The following is a 16853-nucleotide window of genomic DNA, read 5'->3' as shown; positions in this document are numbered from 1 at the left end:
CCGGCCGTGCGAACCGTAGCATTATGCCCAATCAAAGTGATGCATTCGCCACGGCGCTGGGCGCCATCGTGGGCCCCGCGCAGGTACTGACCGCGGCGGCGGACACGGCCCGCTACACGTCCGACTGGCGCCGCAACTTCCCCGGCGCGGCGCGCGCCGTGGTGCGTCCGGCCACGACGCAGGAGGTGTCGCAGGTGGTGGCGCTGTGCGCCGCGCAAGGCGTGGCCGTGGTGCCGCAGGGCGGCAACACCGGGCTGGTCGGCGGATCCACGCCCGATGCCTCGGGCCGGGAACTGGTGCTCAGCCTGGACCGCATGACGGCAGTGCGCCGCGTGGACGCGCTGGACAACAGCATGACGCTGGAGGCCGGCTGCACGGTGCTTGCCGCGCAACAGGCGGCCGCGAACGTGGGCCGCTTGTTTGCCCTGTCGCTGGCCTCGGAAGGCAGCGCCACGGTGGGCGGTGTGGTGTCCACCAACGCGGGTGGCAAACAGGTGCTGCGCTACGGCAACACGCGCGACCTGACACTCGGCCTGGAAGTGGTGCTGGCCGACGGCAGCGTGCTGAATCAACTGGGCACGCTGCGCAAGGACAACACCGGCTACGACCTGAAGCAATGGTTCATCGGCGCCGAAGGCACGCTGGGCGTGGTGACCGCCGCGTCCTTCAAGCTGTACGCGCCGCCGCGCAAGGTGGTGACCGCCTGGGTGGCGGTGCCCACGCCGCAAGCGGCGGTGGATCTGCTGGCCCGGCTGACCGACGCCGTGGGCGAACGGGTCACGGCCTTTGAACTGATCGGCCAACAGACTTTGGCCCAAGTGCTTACGCACCCGCTGGATGGCATGCGCGACCCCCTGGCCCAGCCCGCGCCCTGGATGGTGCTGTTCGATGTGTCCGAGACATCCGCCTTGATGGACCCCGAGCCCGCCGTTCACGGCGTGCTGGAAGCGGCCATGGAAGACGGCGGCGTGACCAATGCGGTGATCGCGGCATCCCACCGCCAGGCACATGAACTATGGGCCCTGCGCGAACATGTGCCCGAAGCCCAGCGGCTGGACGGCCCGTCCATCAAGCACGACATTTCGGTGGCGGTATCCCGCATCCCCGAATTCATCGCCACCGCCGACAGCCGCTTGCAGGCGCTGATGCCCGGCATCCGCATCGTCTGCTTCGGCCATGTGGGCGACGGCAATCTTCACTACAACCAAAGCAAACCGCTGGCGATGGACGACGCGGCTTTCCGTGCCCAGGAAGACGCGGTACATGACATCGTGCACGAAGTCGCCGCCGCGCTGGGCGGTTCGATTTCCGCCGAGCACGGCATCGGCCGGCTCAAGCAGCAAGCGTTTCTGCAATTCAAACCCGCCGTGTCCGTCGAGCTCATGCAGCGCATCAAGCATGCGCTGGACCCGCTGGGCACCTTCAATCCGGGACGCCTGTTGCCGCGCCCCGCCCCCAAGCTTTCCTAATCACCAGGACCTTGCGCCATGCCCGTTTCCGTTTTCGATATGCAGTCGCTCCAGCATCTGTGGAGCACCGACGAACTGCGCGACATCTTCTCGGAAGAGAACCGCATCCAGAAGTGGCTGGACTTTGAAGCGGCGCTGGCCGAAGCGCAGGCCGAGCTGGGCATCATTCCAGAGGCCGCCGCCCGCGAGATCCGTGCCCAGGCCAATATTTCCAACATCGACATCACGCAGATGTCGGCCGAGATTCGCCGCATCAAGCATTCGCTGGTGCCCGCGCTGAAGCAATTGCAGGCACGTTGCGGACCGGATCATGGCGAATGGGTGCACTACGGCGCCACCACGCAAGACGTGGTGGATACCGGCGTGGCCTTGCAGCTTAAGCAGGTGCATGGCGTCATCCTGCGCGACGTGACCGCCGTGGGGCAGGAACTGGCGCGCCTGGCGCTGACGCATCGCGACACGCCCATGGCGGGGCGCACGCACGGCGTGCAGGCGCTGCCGATCACCTTCGGCCACAAATGCGCGGTCTGGCTGGACGAGCTGTCGCGCCATCACGACCGCCTGAAAGAATGCGAAGCGCGCATGCTCGTGGGCATGGTGGCCGGCGCGGTGGGCAGCCAGGCCTCGCTGGGCGAGCAGGCCGAAGAGGTCGAACGCCGCACGCTGGCCAAGCTGGGGCTGGCCGCGCCCGCCGTCAGTTGGGCGCCCGCGCGCGACCGCTTCACCGAGTACGCGCTGGTGCTGGCCATGCTGGGCGCCACCTTGTCGAAGATCGGCAACGAACTCTTCAACATGCAAAGAAACGAATTCGGCGAAGTGGAAGAGGCGTTCTCGGCGGGCAAGCTGGGCTCGTCGACCATGCCGCACAAGCGCAACCCCACGTCCGCCGAGAACCTGGCGGGCCTGTGCCGCCCCCTGCGCGCCAACGCGGCGCTGATGCTGGAAGGCATGGTGCAGGAAGGCGAGCGCGACGGCATTGCCTGGAAGATCGAATGGAAAGCCCTGCCCGAATGCTGCCTGATTGCCGGCGCCATGCTGTTCCAGGCCAAGAACCTGCTGGCCGGGTTGCGGGTGGACGCGGACGCCATGGCGTTGAACCTGGACCGCATGCGGGGCTACCTGCTGTCCGAACACGTGATGCTGGAACTGTCCGAGCGCGTGGGCAAGCAGACCGCCCACGAATGGATCTACGACGCATCCATGCATGGCATCACGCACAAGCTCGATTTCGCCCAGGCGCTGCGCCAGCATAAGGACCTGGCGGCGCTGCTGGGCGAAGCAGAGATCCTGCGCCTGACCGACCCCGCAGGTTACCTGGGGCAGTGCGCGGCATCGGTGGACAGGGTGGTGCAACAGCATCAGGCCGGGTGGCTCGACGCCTAGTCTTTCCCTGAAAAAAACAACACAGGAGACAAACACAATGGGCAATTCTTTCGCAAGCCGGTTTGTCCGGCAGTTTGGGGGCCGCGCCGCCGTGGTGGCGGGCCTGGGTTTGATCAGCTTGGCGGGCGGCACGGCGCAGGCCGCGTTTCCCGACCGCCCCATCACGCTGGTGGTGGGCTTTCCGCCGGGCGGCGGCGGCGACCTTTACGGACGCCTGATCGCCACCGCCATGGGTAAAGAGATCGGCCAGACCGTCATCGTTGAAAACCGGCCCGGCGCGGGCGGCAACATCGCCGCGGGCCTGGTCGCCAAGGCGCCGCCCGACGGCTACACCATCCTGCTGGCCATGAGCGGCAACCTGGCGGTGTCGCCTGCCTTGAAGCCCAAGACCCTGCCGTACAAAGTGCCGGAAGACTTTGCCCCCATCGGCTTGATCCTGGAAGCGCCGCACGGCCTGTTCGTGGCCACGCAGTCGCGCTTCAAGACCGCGCAGGAAGTGATCCAGGCCGCGAAGGCAAAGGAGCTGACCTTTGCCTCCACCGGCACGGGCGGGGCCGCCCACATCGGCATGGAAACCATCAAAGAGCTGGGACACCTGAAGCTGCTGCACGTGCCATACAAGGGATCCGGCCCGGCCATCACCGACATGATGGGCGGACAGATCGATATGTTCTTCGCCACCGCATCGCCCTTGGTGCCGCAGGTGCAGCAAGGCCAGTTGCGCGTGCTGGCCCTGACCGGCAGCAAGCGCAGCCCGATCCTGCCGGACGTACCCACATTCAAGGAGCTGGGCATCGACATGACAATGACGCAGTGGTACGGCCTGGCGGCGCCCGCCGGCACGCCGCCCGACGTGGTCAAGGTGCTGTCCGACAACCTTTCGCGCGCCTTGAAAGAACCGTCGGTGCAGAACGCCATCCGCAAGGACTCCGCCATGGAACACGACTTGCCGATGGACCAGTTCAAGCAGTACATCGTTGAAGACATCGCCAACTACCGTAAAGCCGCCACCCCCGCCCTGCTCAAGCAGATCGGGCAATAAGACCAGGAGCCTGACATGAGCAACACCTTGATCGGCGCGGCCGAGCTGCACCGCGCGCTGGCCCAGGCGGGGCGGGACGACATCGTGGTCCTGGACTGCGGCTTTGACCTGGCGGACCCGCAAGCGGGGCGTCGCCAGTATGAAGCGGGCCATCTGCCCGGCGCGGCCTACGTGCATCTGGACGACACGCTCAGCGGCGTGAAAACAGGCAAGAACGGACGCCATCCCCTGCCGGATCGCGCCGGGTTCGCCCGCGCGATGGCCGCGCTGGGCATCGGCAGCCAGACGCAGGTGGTCGCCTACGACAACGCGGGCGGCATGTTCGCCGCGCGCCTGTGGTGGCTGCTGCGCTGGATCGGGCACGACGCCGTGGCGGTGCTGGACGGCGGCGTCGCGGCATGGAAGGCCGCCGGCTACCCGCTCACCACGGAGGCGCCGCCCGAGCGAGCCGCCGGCCAACTGCCGGTGGGCGACAGCCTTCAGCCCACCATCGACTACCCGCAAATGCGCCAGGCGCTTAACGCAGGCAGGCACGTCGTGCTGGATGCGCGCGCGCCTGACCGCTATCGCGGTGAAAACGAAACGCTGGACGCGGTGGGCGGCCACATACCCGGCGCGCGCAATCGCTTCTTCCGCGACAACCTCGCGCCCGACGGCCGCTTTCTGTCGCCCGAACGACTGCGTCAGGAGTTCACGTCGCGCATGAACGGCCGCGCGCCGGCCGACGTCATCAACCAATGCGGTTCCGGCGTCACGGCCTGCCACAACCTGCTTGCCATGGAAGTCGCCGGACTGACAGGCGCGGCCCTGTACCCCGGCTCGTGGAGCGAATGGAGCGCGCAAGCCGGCGCGCCCATCGCCACCGGCCCTGAAGCGTAGATCCTCATGAACGACCCCGTCTTCCCGCCGGCCCGTCCGGACACCGACAGCAAGCCCCACAGCGCCCACTGGGGCGTGTTTTCCGCCGCCTGGAAAGACGGCGCGCTGAAGGTGCTGCCGTATCCCGGCGACCCGGACCCCAACCCGCTGATCCAGAACTTCACCAATGCGCTGGACCACCCCGTACGCGTTACCGCGCCCATGGTGCGGCGCGGTTGGCTGGAACGCGGGCCGGGGCCGGACGCCAGCCGGGGCCGCGACGACTACGTGCAGGTCAGTTGGGAGGATGCGCTGGACCTGTTGGCCGCTGAACTACAACGCGTCAAGAATCTGCATGGCGCGCAAGGCGTGTTCGGCGGGTCTTACGGCTGGTCCAGCGCGGGCCGTTTTCATCATGCCCAAAGCCAGGTGCACCGCTTCCTGAATACGGCGCTGGGCGGCTACGTGCGTTCGGTCAACAGCTACAGCGCGGGTGCGTCGGGCGTGATCCTGCCGCATATCCTGGGCAGCATGGACGACGTGGCGCGCCGCAACGTCACGTGGGAACAGATCGTGGCGCACACGGATGTGGTGCTGGCGTTCGGCGGCATGGCGTTGAAGAATTCACGCGTGGCCAGCGGCGGCATCAGCCGTCACATCGAACGCGAGTCCATGCGCCAGGCCGCCGCGCGCGGTTGCCGCTTTATCAACATCAGCCCCTTGGCCAGCGACTTTCCGGCGGACGCCGACGCGCAATGGGTGCAGGCCGTGCCCGGCACCGATGTGGCGCTGATGCTTGCGCTGGTGCATGACGTGGTCGCCAACGGCAGGCATGACCGAGCCTTCCTGGCCGAGTTCTGCGACGGCTGGGAAGGCTTTGAAGACTATCTGATGGGCCGCCAGGACGGGCAAGCCAAAGACGCGAACTGGGCCGCCCCCCTTTGCGGCCTGCCGGCGGCAAAGATCACTGAACTGGCGCGCCTGTTGCCCGGCAAGCGCGTGCTGGTGACCGTTTCGCATTCGTTGCAGCGCGCCGAACACGGCGAGCAGCCGGTCTGGATGGCCGCCGTGCTGGCGGCCGCCTTGGGCCAACTGGGTTTGCCTGGCGGGGGTTACGCCTATGCGCTGGGCACGCTGGCGCACTACGGCAAGCGCAGCAACGCCGTACCGGTGGCGTCATTGCCGCAAGGCATGAATGGGGTGAAGGACTTCATTCCGGTCGCGCGTATTTCCGACATGCTGCTGCATCCCGGCCAGCCCTTTGACTACAACGGCAAGCGCATGCGGTATCCCCACATCCGCCTGGCGTACTGGGCGGGCGGCAACCCCTTCCACCATCATCAAGACCTGAAGCGCCTGACCCGCGCGTTCGCCACGCTGGACACCTTCATCGTCCATGAAATCGGCTGGACCGCTACCGCGCGCCATGCCGACATCGTGCTGCCCTGCACGATGACGCTGGAACGTGAAGACATCGGCGGTTCGGCAACCGACCCGCTGCTGGTGGCCATGCACCGCATCGCCGCGCCCAATGGCCAGGCACGCGATGACTACGACATATTCACGGACCTGTCCGACCGCCTGGGCACGCGCGACGCATTTACCGAAGGGCGGACCAGCGGCGAATGGCTGCGCCACCTGTACGAAAAAACGCGCCTGGCATTGCAAGACCAGGGCCGGGACGCGCCCAGCTTCGAGCAGTTCTGGGAACGGGGCGAATTGCCGCTGCCCCAACAAGATGACGACGGCGGCATCTTGCGCGCGTTCCGCAACGACCCGGCCGGCAAGCCCTTGCCCACGCCTAGCGGCAAGGTGCAGATCAGTTCCCAGGTGATCGCGGGCTTTGGCTACGCGGACTGTCCGGGCCACCCGGCGTGGTTGCCACCCGAAGACGCGCCCACCGCTGACTACCCCTTGTTCCTGGTGGCCAATCAACCCGCTACCCGGCTGCATAGCCAACTGGACTTTGGCGCACACAGCGTGTCGCAAAAGCGGCAAGGCCGTGAAGTGTGCACGCTGCATCCGCAGGACGCCGCCGCGCGCGGCATTGCGGAAGGCGATATCGTGCGCCTGTTCAATGGACGTGGCGCCTGCCTGGCCAGCGCCACCCTCAGCACGGCCATCATGCCCGGCGTAGCGCAACTGCCCACCGGCGCCTGGTACGACCCCGTGACAGACGCCAGCGGCAACGTGGTGCTGTGCGGCCACGGCAACCCGAACATCCTGACGCGCGACGTCGGCACGTCGTCGCTGGCGCAGGGATGTAGCGGGCAACTGACGGCGGTGCAGGTTGAGCGCTATGACGGCGTGTTGCCGCCCATGCGGGCATTCGACGCGCCACGGGCGGTCTAGCCACGGGCGGTCTAGCCACGGGCGGTCAAGCCACGGGCGGTCAAAAGAAACACGTAGCGGGATCGCCCCGCTACGCCGCCCCACCCTGCCGCGCGCCCATCATCGAGCGCGACAGGCGGCTGGCCGTGGAAAGAATGGCCTCTTTATGGCTGAGCAGCACCGCTTCGTTCAAGCGCGAGATCGGGCCCGAGATGCAGATGGCGCCCAGCAAGGTCCAATTGATGCCATAGACCGGCGCCGAAATGCTGGATACCTCGGCGTCACGCTCGCCCAGCGAAATCATGTAGCCGGCGCGCCGCACGGCCTCGTACTCTTCACCGGCTTCGCCTGAAAACGCCAACAGCACGCGGCCCGGGCTGCCCAGGTTCAGCGGCAATGCCGCGCCCACGCGCACGTGATGGCGGATCGACTTCGGCCCTTCCACACGCGCCATGCAGATGCGCTGATTGCCCTCGCGCACATAGAACGTTGCGCTTTCCCCGGTGGCGCCCGACAGCTCTCGCAGTACGGGCTGCACCAATTCCTGCACGTTGAACGTGGCCTGATAGCACGCGCCCAGCCAGCCGGCCGCCCGCGCCAGACGCCACGTGCCATCCGAGCGCTGCGCCAGATAGTCATCCATGGCCAAGGTGCGCGCCAGGCGCAACACCGTGGACCGGTGGCAGCCCGTGCGGCGGCTCAGTTCCGCCAGCGACAGGTGCGCATCGTCAATGCCGAAGGCTTCCAGGATGCGCATCGCCCGCCTGACCGCGACCACGCCTTCCTCGGGGGCATCGTCCTCGGGGGCAACGTCTTCGGTCAAGCGCGCGTCATCCATGGCGTCATCCGTGGTGACTCCCCGCTTGGTTTTATCCACTTTGCCGCCTTTCTTGCTGCCGCTTTTGCCGTCTTTAGTATCGACCATGGTACGCAACATGTTTCGCTGTACGAACCTGGATTGTATTAGGCGGAACACGATCGCACAATGCGCGGATCAAAACAACGACTGGAGACAAACCATGAAAGTCATTGCGCGCGTGCTGTCTGGCTTGGCGCTTGTTTGCGTGGCGGGGTTGAGCGCCGCCCAGGGCTACCCCGACAAACCGATCCGCCTGATCGTGCCGTTCCCGCCCGGCGGCGGCACGGACGTGCTGGCCCGCGAGGCGGCGCTGAAGGTGGCAAAAAACACCGGCTGGAACATCGTCACCGAGAACCGCCCGGGCTCCGGGGGAAACATCGGCGTGGACAACGTAGCCAAGTCGGCGCCCGACGGTTATTCGCTGGTGCTGGGCCAGACCAGCAACCTGGCCATCAACCCCACCCTGTACGCCAAGCTGCCCTACGACCCCGAGAAAGACCTGACCGCCATCGGCCTGATCGCCGACGCGCCGCTGGTGTTGGTGGTGCCGGCCAATTCCCCGCTGAAATCGTTCGACGACATGATCGCGGCCGCCCGGGCCAAGCCGGAATTGCTGACCTACGCCAGCTCGGGCAACGGCACCGTGGCGCACCTGGCCGCCGTGCAATTGCAGAACGCGGCGGGCATCAAGCTCACCCACATCCCGTACAAGGGCGCGGCCCAAGCGTCCAACGATTTGATCGGCGGACAGATCGACATGTACCTGTCGTCGGTTCCCACGCTGATCGGCCACATCCGCAACGGCAAGATGCGCGCCCTGGCGGTTACCGCCGCGCAACGCGCGTCCGATCTGCCTGACGTGCCCACCATCGCCGAACGCGGCTATCCCGGGTTTGAAGCCGTGACCTGGTTCGGCCTGGCGGCGCCGGCCGGCGTGCCCAAGGAAATCGTGCAGCGCCTGAATGCGGAATTCAACAAGGCATTGCAGACCTCGGACCTGAGCCGGAAGTATCAGGAACAGGGCGCGCGCGTGCTGACCGGCACGCCTGAAGAATTCGCCAAGCTGATCCACGACGACCGCATCCGCTGGGGCAAGATCGTCAAGGATTCCGGCGCCCGCGTCGAGTAAGTCCGCATGTCCGCGCCCTTTCCCTACTCTGCCGGGCTGGCGTCCGCAGCCGTGGCCGTTCCCGACGGCGCCTGCGATTGCCACATCCACGCCTACGACGCGCGCTACCCCGCCGTGCCGGGCGCGCGGCTGTTGCCGCCCGACGCGACGATGCAGCAGTACCGCGCCATCCAGGCCAGGTTGGGCACGCAGCGCGCGGTGTTGGTGACGCCGTCCACCTATGGCGCGGACAACCGAAGCATGCTGTCGGCCCTGGCCGAACTGGGTGGGCAGGCGCGCGGCGTGGCCGTCATCGACGGCTTGGAGACCGATGCGCAACTGCAAGCGCTGCATGCGGCGGGCGTGCGTGGCATTCGGTTCAACCTGTCGCTGGGCGTGGTGAATGCCGTTGCGCAGATCGGACCATTGGCCGCGCGCGTGGCGCCGCTGGGCTGGCATGTCCAGCTACTGATGCCGCCAGACCAACTGGTGCAGATCAGCGATGTGCTGGCGCGCCTGCCCACCCCGCTGGTCTTTGACCACATGGCGCGCATTGCGCCGAACCAGGCTGGCGCGCACCCGGCCCACGCCCTGGTCCTGCAATGGCTGGGCGCGGGCCGTGCCTGGGTGAAGCTGTCGGGCGGCTACCTCGTCAGTGAGCAGCGCTCGGTGCAAGACCCTGCGCTTGACGACCTGGCCCGCTCCTTCATCGACGCCAATCCCGATCGCGTGATCTGGGGCAGCGACTGGCCACACGCCTCGGCATCGGCCGGTATGCAGCCCATGCCCGATGACGCGCGCCAGCTTGAGCGATTGGCCGAATGGACCCAAACGGACGCCACGCTGCAACGCGTTCTTGTGCAGAACCCGGCGGCCCTCTACGGCTTTCCGGCATGAAAAAAATATTCAGGAGACAACCATGACATCGATTGATACCCCCTCGCCTGCGCGCCGCCGCTTCCTGGCGCTGAGCGCCACCCTGGCCGCCGGCGCCGCGTTCGGCGTGCGCGCCGCGCAAGACTGGCCCGCCGGCCAGACCATTACCTGGGTCGTGCCTTACCCGGCCGGCGGCAGCACCGACGTGCTGGGACGCGCGGTGGCCCAACAACTGGACGCGCTGCTTGCCACGCGCGTCATCGTCGACAACCGGCCCGGCGCAACGGGCACCATCGGCGCCGCGCGTGTGGCGCGCGCCGCGCCCGATGGCCTCACGTTGCTGGGCACCTCGATCGGGCCGCAGGCCATCGCCCCCCATGTGATGGGCAAGCTGACCTATGACCCCGTGGCCGACTTCGCGCCCGTCATCATGATCGGCACCATCGCCCACTTGTTGGTCGTGGGGGCTGCGCAGCCCTACCGGTCCGTGTCCGATCTGCTGGCCGCCGCGAAGGCCGCGCCGCAAGGCCTGGCCTACGCCTCGGGTGGCACCGGCACCATCCTGCACATGCAGGGCGAACTGCTGCAACAGAAGACCGGCGCGCGCTTTCTGCACGTGCCCTACAAGGGCGACACGCCCGCGCTGCAAGACACGCTTGCGGGCCAGGTCCAGTTTGCTTTTCTGCCGGCAGCCGCCGCGCTGCCGCATGTGCAGTCGGGCGCGCTGCGCGCCCTGGCGGCCACCTCCGCGCAGCGCCTGCCGGTTCTGCCTGATGTGCCGACCATGCAAGAGGCCGGCATTCCAGACTTCGTGGCCGAGCAATGGCAGGCCGTCTTCGCGCCGGCCGGCACGCCCGCGCCCGTGATCGAACGGCTGAACACCAGCATCGGCAAGGCGCTGCAAAGCCCTGCCTTGACGGAACTGGCGCAGCAGTTGGGCATCACGCTGGTCGGCGGCACGCCGCAGGCGCTGGACCAAACCCGCAAGGCCGACTTCCAGAAGTGGGGCAAGGTCATTCGCGATTCCGGCATCCAGCCCACCTGACAAATTCCCATCCCCGCATTCTTTACACAGGAGCCGTCATGGCAAACCAGGACATCATCAAAGACTTTCCCCGCGTCGACGCCGATGTCGTGCGCCGCGCCGCGCAATTGCAACCCGCCATCCTCGCCGATGTGGCCGGCCGACGCGGCGCGCTGCATGGCCGGATCCGACCGCTGGACCCCGGCATGAAGCTGGCCGGCCCCGCGTTTACCGTTGAAGTGCGGCCCGGCGACAACCTGATGATTCACGCCGCGATATCGCTGGCCAAACCGGGTGACGTGCTGGTGATCGATGGCAAGGGCGATCTGAGCGCCGCGCTGATGGGCACCATCATGATGAACGCCTGCCGTCAGTTGGGACTGGCCGGCGTGGTGATCGACGGCGCGGCGCGCGACACCACTGAAATCATCGAGATGGGCTACCCGGTGTTCGCGGCCGGCGCCAACCCCAATGGCCCCACCAAGAACGTGCCCGGCCGCATCGGCCACCCCGTGTCGGTAGGCGGCGTCACCGTCAACGCCGGCGACTTCATCATCGGCGACGCCGACGGCCTGGTGGTCGTGGAACGCGAAAAAATCGAAGGCCTGCTGCCCGCCGCCGAAAAGAAGGTGCGCGACGAAGCCGCCCGCATCGCCGCCATCCAGGCCGGCGACACCGAAGCCAAGTGGCTGACGGCCGCCCTGCGCAGCGCCGGCGTGTTGAAGGAAGGAGAGTCGCTGTGAACCACGCTGCCGCCCCAAAGCCGGCGTTGCTCGTCACCGCCGCCGACCTGGCCCCCGAGGCCCTGGCGCTGTTGGAGGGCTTCAACATCGTCTATGCGGGCAAGACACCCACCGAAGACGACATCGTTACCCTGTGCCGCCAGCACGACCCCGTGGCCATCATCGTGCGCTACAGCAAGGTCGGCACCGCCGCGATGGACGCCGCGCCGTCCTTGCGCGTGATCTCCAAACACGGCAGCGGCACCGACACCATCGACAAGGCCGCCGCCGCGCAACGCGGCATCGAAGTCGTCGCGGCGGCGGGCGCCAATGCCGCCGCAGTGGCCGAACAAGCGCTGGCGCTGCTGTTGGGCTGCGCCAAGTCGCTGGTGACGCTGGACGCGCGCATGCGCGACGGCCATTGGGACAAGTCCACGCACAAGAGCATGGAGCTGGACGGCAAGACCATCGGCTTGATCGGGCTGGGCGCCATCGGCCGGCGCTTCGCGGCCATGGCGCACGGCATGAACATGCGGGTCATCGGCCATGATCCCTATGCGCAAGACCTGCCCGCCTACATCGACGCGGTGCCCTTGCAACAGCTCTGGCAGGAAGCCGACGCCATCTCGCTGCATTGCCCGCTAACCGATGAGAACCGTGGCCTGCTCAACGCCGACACGCTGGCGCAGTGCCGGCCCGGCGTCATCCTGGTGAACACCGCCCGAGGCGGTCTGGTGGACGAAGGCGCGCTGCTGGCCGCCGTGCGTTCCGGCCAGGTGGCCGCCGCCGGCCTGGACAGCTTCGCCGTCGAACCCATGGCAGCGGGCCACCCCTTCCAAGAGGAAGCGCGCATCATCCTCAGCCCGCACATCGGCGGGGTGACCCGCGCCGCCTACGTCAACATGGGCGTGGCGGCGGCGCGCAATGTGCTGGCGGTGTTGGCCCGCAGCACCAGCGCAGCCTAAGGAGCCGCATCATGCCGCAACGATGGAAGCACGCGCCGGACGGCAGCAATTGGGGCGAATTCGGCCCGGACGACCAGCGCGGCCGCATGAACCTGGTGACGCGCGCCAAAGTCCTGCAAGGCATTGCCGAAGTTCAGGAGGGAAGAACATTCTGCCTGTCGCTACCGCTCGACTTGCCGGGCGGCATGGCGCTGAATCCCAGACGACTGCCCCCGCAGCGCTACGCCACGTTGCGCGACGGTAAGAGCGCCGGCGCGCAGGGCTACTGCTGGTCCTACGCATCTGAAGACCCGCTGCTTACCGACGTGGTTTGCGATGACGTGCTGCTGATGAACACGCAGTACTCCACCCAGTGGGACAGCTTGGCGCATATGGGCAGCCGCTTCGATGCCGATGGCGACGGCCAGGCCGAGGCCGTGTTCTACAACGGCTTTCGGGCCGGAGTGGAAATCACGGCAGCGTCCCCCGACCCGCATGCAAGCGCTGACTGGGCCCGCTATCCCGGCCCGAACGCCAGTGCGCTGGGCATTGAGAACCTGGCCGAGCACGGCGTTCAGGGCCGTGCGGTGCTGATCGATCTGGAAGCGCATGTCGGCCGCGAACGCACCGCCGTCGGGTATGAGCGACTCATGCGCATCATGCAGGCCGATGGCGTCGTGATCGAACCCGGCGACATGGTGTGCCTGCACACCGGTTTCGCCGACATGCTGATGGCCATGGCCGGGCAACCGGATGTCGCGCGCCTGCACGCAAGCGGCACCGGCCTGGACGGCAATGACCCCCGACTGCTGGATTGGATCGTCGATTCGCGCCTGGCCTGCTTGATCGCGGACAACCCTGCGGTGGAGCTGGTGCAAGCGGTGAACCTGAGTGGGGCCTCCACGCCCTTGCGCCGCCCCCGACTACCGCTGCATGAACACTGCCTGTTCAAGAACGGCATTCATCTAGGTGAACTGTGGTGGCTGACGCCGCTTGCGCGATGGTTGCGTGCACACCGCCGCCATCGCTTCCTGCTTACCGCCCCCCCGCTGCGCCTGCCCGGCGCGGCAGGTTCCCCCGCAACCCCCATCGCCACCGTCTGATCTCACCATTTTCTTACCAGGCACAGCGGCCGGCACAGGACGCAAGCCAACCATGCACGAAGGAGACAACTCGTGAATACGATCCGTACGCTTATCCGTACCCCTGCCCTTGCGCTTTTTTCGGCCGCCCTGACGCTAGGCACCAGCACCGCCTTGGCGCAGTACCCGGAACGCCCCGTAAAACTGGTGGTGCCCTATTCCGCGGGCGGCGCCGCCGACGCACAGGCGCGCCTGGTTGCGGTAAAGCTGGGCGCACGCCTGGGCCAAACCGTCGTAGTGGAAAACCGCCCCGGTGCCAGCGGCACCATCGGCGCAGCCAATGTCGCGCATGCCCCCGCCGATGGCTACACGCTGCTCTACGACGCCACGGCCTTCGCCATCAACCCGTCCGTTTACAGGACGCTGAGCTATGACAGCAAGCGCGACTTTCAAGCAATTTCGTTAGTGAGCCTGACGCCAACTCTGCTGGTCGTGCCGGTCAAGGCGCCGTATCAACGCATTGAAGAACTGACCGACGCGGCCCGCTCGGGTCACCTGACCTATGCCACGCCCGGCCAGGGCACGGCCCAGCACATTGCGGCAGCCTGGTTTGCGCAGGGCAACCGGATTGCGCTGACGCACATTCCGTACAAGGGCGGCGCACCCGCGCTCACCGATCTGATGGGTGGCCAGACGGACATGATGTTCAGCAACATGGCGGCGTCCTACCCCTTGGTCAAGGCCGGCAAGCTACGCGCGTTGGCGGTGACCTCTACCGAGCGCGTCGCCGCGCTGCCCGACGTTCCCACCGTGGCCGAAAGCGGCATAGCGCAGTACGCGGTCTATGAATGGAACGGCGTACTCGCACCCGCGGGACTTCCTGCCGAGGTAGCCGCGCGTATCGAGCAGGAACTTCGCGCCACGCTTCAGGACCCTGGCGTACGCCGCAGCCTGGAAGACCTGGGCGCACGGCCGGTGGGCTCGTCAAGTGGCGAGTTCCGCACCTTTCTGGACGAACAGATGCAACGCTCGGCCAGCATTTTGGCCAAAGCCGGCATCACCAAGGAATAACCCGGCGCGCCCCCACGCCCCGTTAGCACAAGGAAGTTCTCATGAACAAGACCTTTGTCAGCCTCTCGCTTGCTGTTGCGGCGACCTTCGCCCAACCCTCCCAAACCGCCCACGCCGCCTATCCCGATCGCCCGGTGCGTATCGTTGTCGGCTTTTCCCCCGGCGGGCCGACCGACGTCGTCGCGCGCGCCTTCGCCGCCTATGCCGCGCAGGCACTGGGACAGAGTTTCGTGGTGGAAAACAAACCCGGCGCCAACACCATTCTTGCCGCCGAAGCCGTGACCAAAGCCGCGCCTGACGGCTACACGCTGCTGGTGGGCGCAACCAACCACACCATGATCCCCGCCTTATACAGCAGTCGCGTCAAATTTGACGCCTTGCGCTCGTTCACCCCCGTCTGCGCGGTAGCGGTCAGCCCGACGGTACTGGTCGTGGGTCCCGCCCTGCCCGTCAAGACACTGGACGCATTTCTGGCAAAGGTGCGCGCGGAGCCTGGCCGCATTACGTACGCCACGCCGGGCGCCGGCAGTTCGGGGCATTTCGCCACGGCGCAATTCCTGAACCTGACGCAGACGTCCATGAACCACATCCCCTACAAGGGCGCGTCGCAGGCCATTGCCGACCTGCTGGGAGGACAAGTCGATAGCTCGCTGGCCACGCTGGGTTCGGTACTGCCGCAAGTGGAATCCGGCAAGCTGACCGCGCTGGCGGTGGCCGCGCCCCAACGCCTGCCACAGCTACCGCAAGTGCCCACCTTCGACGAGGCGGGCGTCCACGGGTACACCGCCGACGCATGGTATGGCGTGCTTGCGCCGGCAGGCCTGCCGCAAGATGTACGCGAAAAGTTGGAGCAAGTGGCCCGGGATTTCGCCCGCGCGCCCGCCACCGCCAAGAGTCTGGACGCGCTAGGCATGCAGGCACGCCAAACTTGCGGCAACGACTTCAACGCGCAACTGGCCAGCGAGATCGATGCGAATCGCAAGCTGGCCGAGAACCTGGGGCTGAAGGCAGATTGAGCCATGCCCAGCCATCGAAAATACACAAGTAAAAAACATACATTCGGAGGAAGACAAATGACATTTCTTACCCACCCCTACGCGCGTCGCAAGACCGCGGCATTGATCATGGCCTTCGCCGCCCCGCTGCTGGGCGCGTCCGTCTCGCACGCGGCCGACGCCTGGCCTAACCGGCCGGTGCGCATCGTGGTGCCGTACGGGCCGGGCGGCGCGGTTGATGTGGCCACGCGCAAGATGGCGCAAATGCTGTCCAGCCAGACCGGGCAGAGCTTCGTTGTGGAAAACAAGCCCGGCGCCACCGGCACCATCGGCGTGAGCCAGGTCGCGCGCGCAACGCCAGACGGCTACACGCTGGTGGCCAACGACACCACGTACTCCCTGCTGCCGTACATCTTCAAGAAACTGCCGTTTGATCCCGCAGAGGATCTGCAACCCGTGTCGGCCTTTGTCTTCGCCCCCATGGCCTTGGCCGTGTCGGCCGACAGCACCAGCCGCACACTGGGCGACCTGATCGCGCAAGCCCGCGCCAAACCCAACATGATTACGTACGGATCGGGCGGGCCAGGCACCACCCCGCATTTCGCGGCGGAAGCGCTGGGCCTGGCAACCGGCGTGAAGTTCATGCACGTGCCGTTCAAGGGCGCGGCCGAGGCCACCCAGGCCGTGCTGGGCAAGGTGATTGATTTTCAGTTTGCGTCCACCACCGGCGTCATGGGACCGGTGCAAGGCGGCCAGCTAAAGCTCTTGGCCGTCAGCGGCGACAAGCGCCTGCCGGTGTTGCCCGACGTGCCCACCTTTGCCGAGGCGGGCGTGAAGGACTTTGGCGTGGTCAACTGGACCGGCCTGTGGGTGCCGAAGGGCACGCCCCCGGAAGTCACCGAGCGACTGCAACGCGAGATCGCTACCGCCATGGCCTCGGAAGAGATGAAGACGTTCGCTACCAAGATGGGCGCGGAGCCACGCGCCGCCAACGCCACGGAGTTCCGCGGCATCCTGGCCGATAGCGGCCAGATGTGGGGCAAGGTGGTCCGCAGCATCGGCTTCGACGCCAAGTAAACCCAGGAGGAT

15 protein-coding genes are annotated in these 16853 nt (G+C 66.8%); 14 read left to right on the top strand and 1 reads right to left on the bottom strand.

Translation table 11 applies throughout. The features are described 5' to 3' along the window. Nucleotides 1–23: 23 nt before the first annotated feature. The 5 genes from CVS48_RS11640 to CVS48_RS11620 are packed head-to-tail and all read left to right on the top strand — an operon-like array spanning nucleotide 24 to nucleotide 7104. On the top strand, nucleotides 24–1469 hold the full coding sequence (locus CVS48_RS11640; protein ID WP_100854590.1) for an FAD-binding oxidoreductase: 1446 nt from the start codon (nucleotides 24–26) through the stop codon (nucleotides 1467–1469). Between the two features lie 18 nt (nucleotides 1470–1487). After that, nucleotides 1488–2852 (top strand): adenylosuccinate lyase, encoded by a 1365-nt coding sequence (purB, locus tag CVS48_RS11635; protein WP_100854589.1) that lies wholly within the window; start codon nucleotides 1488–1490, stop codon nucleotides 2850–2852. Between the two features lie 37 nt (nucleotides 2853–2889). Further along, nucleotides 2890–3894, top strand: a complete 1005-nt coding sequence (locus tag CVS48_RS11630) for a Bug family tripartite tricarboxylate transporter substrate binding protein (RefSeq protein ID WP_100854588.1) — start codon at nucleotides 2890–2892, stop codon at nucleotides 3892–3894. A 15-nt stretch (nucleotides 3895–3909) separates the two neighbouring features. After that, complete coding sequence (locus tag CVS48_RS11625) at nucleotides 3910–4773, top strand: sulfurtransferase (protein WP_100854587.1); 864 nt, start codon at nucleotides 3910–3912, stop codon at nucleotides 4771–4773. Nucleotides 4774–4779: 6 nt separating this feature from the next. Continuing rightward, nucleotides 4780–7104 (top strand): molybdopterin guanine dinucleotide-containing S/N-oxide reductase, encoded by a 2325-nt coding sequence (locus CVS48_RS11620; protein ID WP_100854586.1) that lies wholly within the window; start codon nucleotides 4780–4782, stop codon nucleotides 7102–7104. Between the two features lie 70 nt (nucleotides 7105–7174). Here the strand turns inward: CVS48_RS11620 and CVS48_RS11615 are convergent, their stop codons facing one another. Beyond that, entirely contained in the window at nucleotides 7175–7921 is a 747-nt protein-coding gene (locus tag CVS48_RS11615; RefSeq protein WP_100857609.1) for an IclR family transcriptional regulator, read from the bottom strand. A 181-nt stretch (nucleotides 7922–8102) separates the two neighbouring features. Between CVS48_RS11615 and CVS48_RS11610 the strand changes: the two genes are divergently transcribed. The 9 genes from CVS48_RS11610 (at nucleotide 8103) to CVS48_RS11570 (ending at nucleotide 16841) form a co-directional block, all read left to right on the top strand. Next, the gene (locus CVS48_RS11610; protein WP_100854585.1) at nucleotides 8103–9071 is read left to right on the top strand and encodes a Bug family tripartite tricarboxylate transporter substrate binding protein; all 969 of its coding nucleotides are present in this window, start codon (nucleotides 8103–8105) and stop codon (nucleotides 9069–9071) included. A 6-nt stretch (nucleotides 9072–9077) separates the two neighbouring features. Beyond that, nucleotides 9078–9947, top strand: coding sequence for an amidohydrolase family protein (locus CVS48_RS11605; RefSeq protein WP_100854584.1), 870 nt, complete (start codon nucleotides 9078–9080; stop codon nucleotides 9945–9947). Between the two features lie 22 nt (nucleotides 9948–9969). Further along, nucleotides 9970–10971 (top strand): Bug family tripartite tricarboxylate transporter substrate binding protein, encoded by a 1002-nt coding sequence (locus CVS48_RS11600; RefSeq protein ID WP_100854583.1) that lies wholly within the window; start codon nucleotides 9970–9972, stop codon nucleotides 10969–10971. A 38-nt stretch (nucleotides 10972–11009) separates the two neighbouring features. Then, nucleotides 11010–11693 (top strand): RraA family protein, encoded by a 684-nt coding sequence (locus CVS48_RS11595; protein ID WP_100854582.1) that lies wholly within the window; start codon nucleotides 11010–11012, stop codon nucleotides 11691–11693. Further along, a complete protein-coding gene (locus CVS48_RS11590; RefSeq protein WP_242001312.1) occupies nucleotides 11690–12637 on the top strand; it encodes an NAD(P)-dependent oxidoreductase in 948 nt (315 codons plus the stop codon). Before CVS48_RS11595 ends, CVS48_RS11590 begins: the two co-directional genes overlap by 4 nt. Before the next feature lie 11 nt (nucleotides 12638–12648). After that, the gene (locus tag CVS48_RS11585) at nucleotides 12649–13719 is read left to right on the top strand and encodes a cyclase family protein (protein WP_100854581.1); all 1071 of its coding nucleotides are present in this window, start codon (nucleotides 12649–12651) and stop codon (nucleotides 13717–13719) included. Between the two features lie 72 nt (nucleotides 13720–13791). Beyond that, nucleotides 13792–14769, top strand: a complete 978-nt coding sequence (locus tag CVS48_RS11580; protein ID WP_419191446.1) for a Bug family tripartite tricarboxylate transporter substrate binding protein — start codon at nucleotides 13792–13794, stop codon at nucleotides 14767–14769. A 41-nt stretch (nucleotides 14770–14810) separates the two neighbouring features. Then, nucleotides 14811–15785 (top strand): Bug family tripartite tricarboxylate transporter substrate binding protein, encoded by a 975-nt coding sequence (locus tag CVS48_RS11575; protein ID WP_100854580.1) that lies wholly within the window; start codon nucleotides 14811–14813, stop codon nucleotides 15783–15785. 57 nt (nucleotides 15786–15842) lie between these two features. Continuing rightward, nucleotides 15843–16841, top strand: coding sequence for a Bug family tripartite tricarboxylate transporter substrate binding protein (locus tag CVS48_RS11570; protein WP_419191447.1), 999 nt, complete (start codon nucleotides 15843–15845; stop codon nucleotides 16839–16841). The last annotated feature ends 12 nt before the right edge of the window (nucleotides 16842–16853 follow it).

It is taken from the genome of Achromobacter spanius (assembly GCF_002812705.1).
Classification (GTDB): domain Bacteria; phylum Pseudomonadota; class Gammaproteobacteria; order Burkholderiales; family Burkholderiaceae_B; genus Achromobacter; species Achromobacter spanius.
Note: the sequence above shows the minus strand (reverse complement) of the source record. Positions and strands in the feature narration are given on the sequence as shown.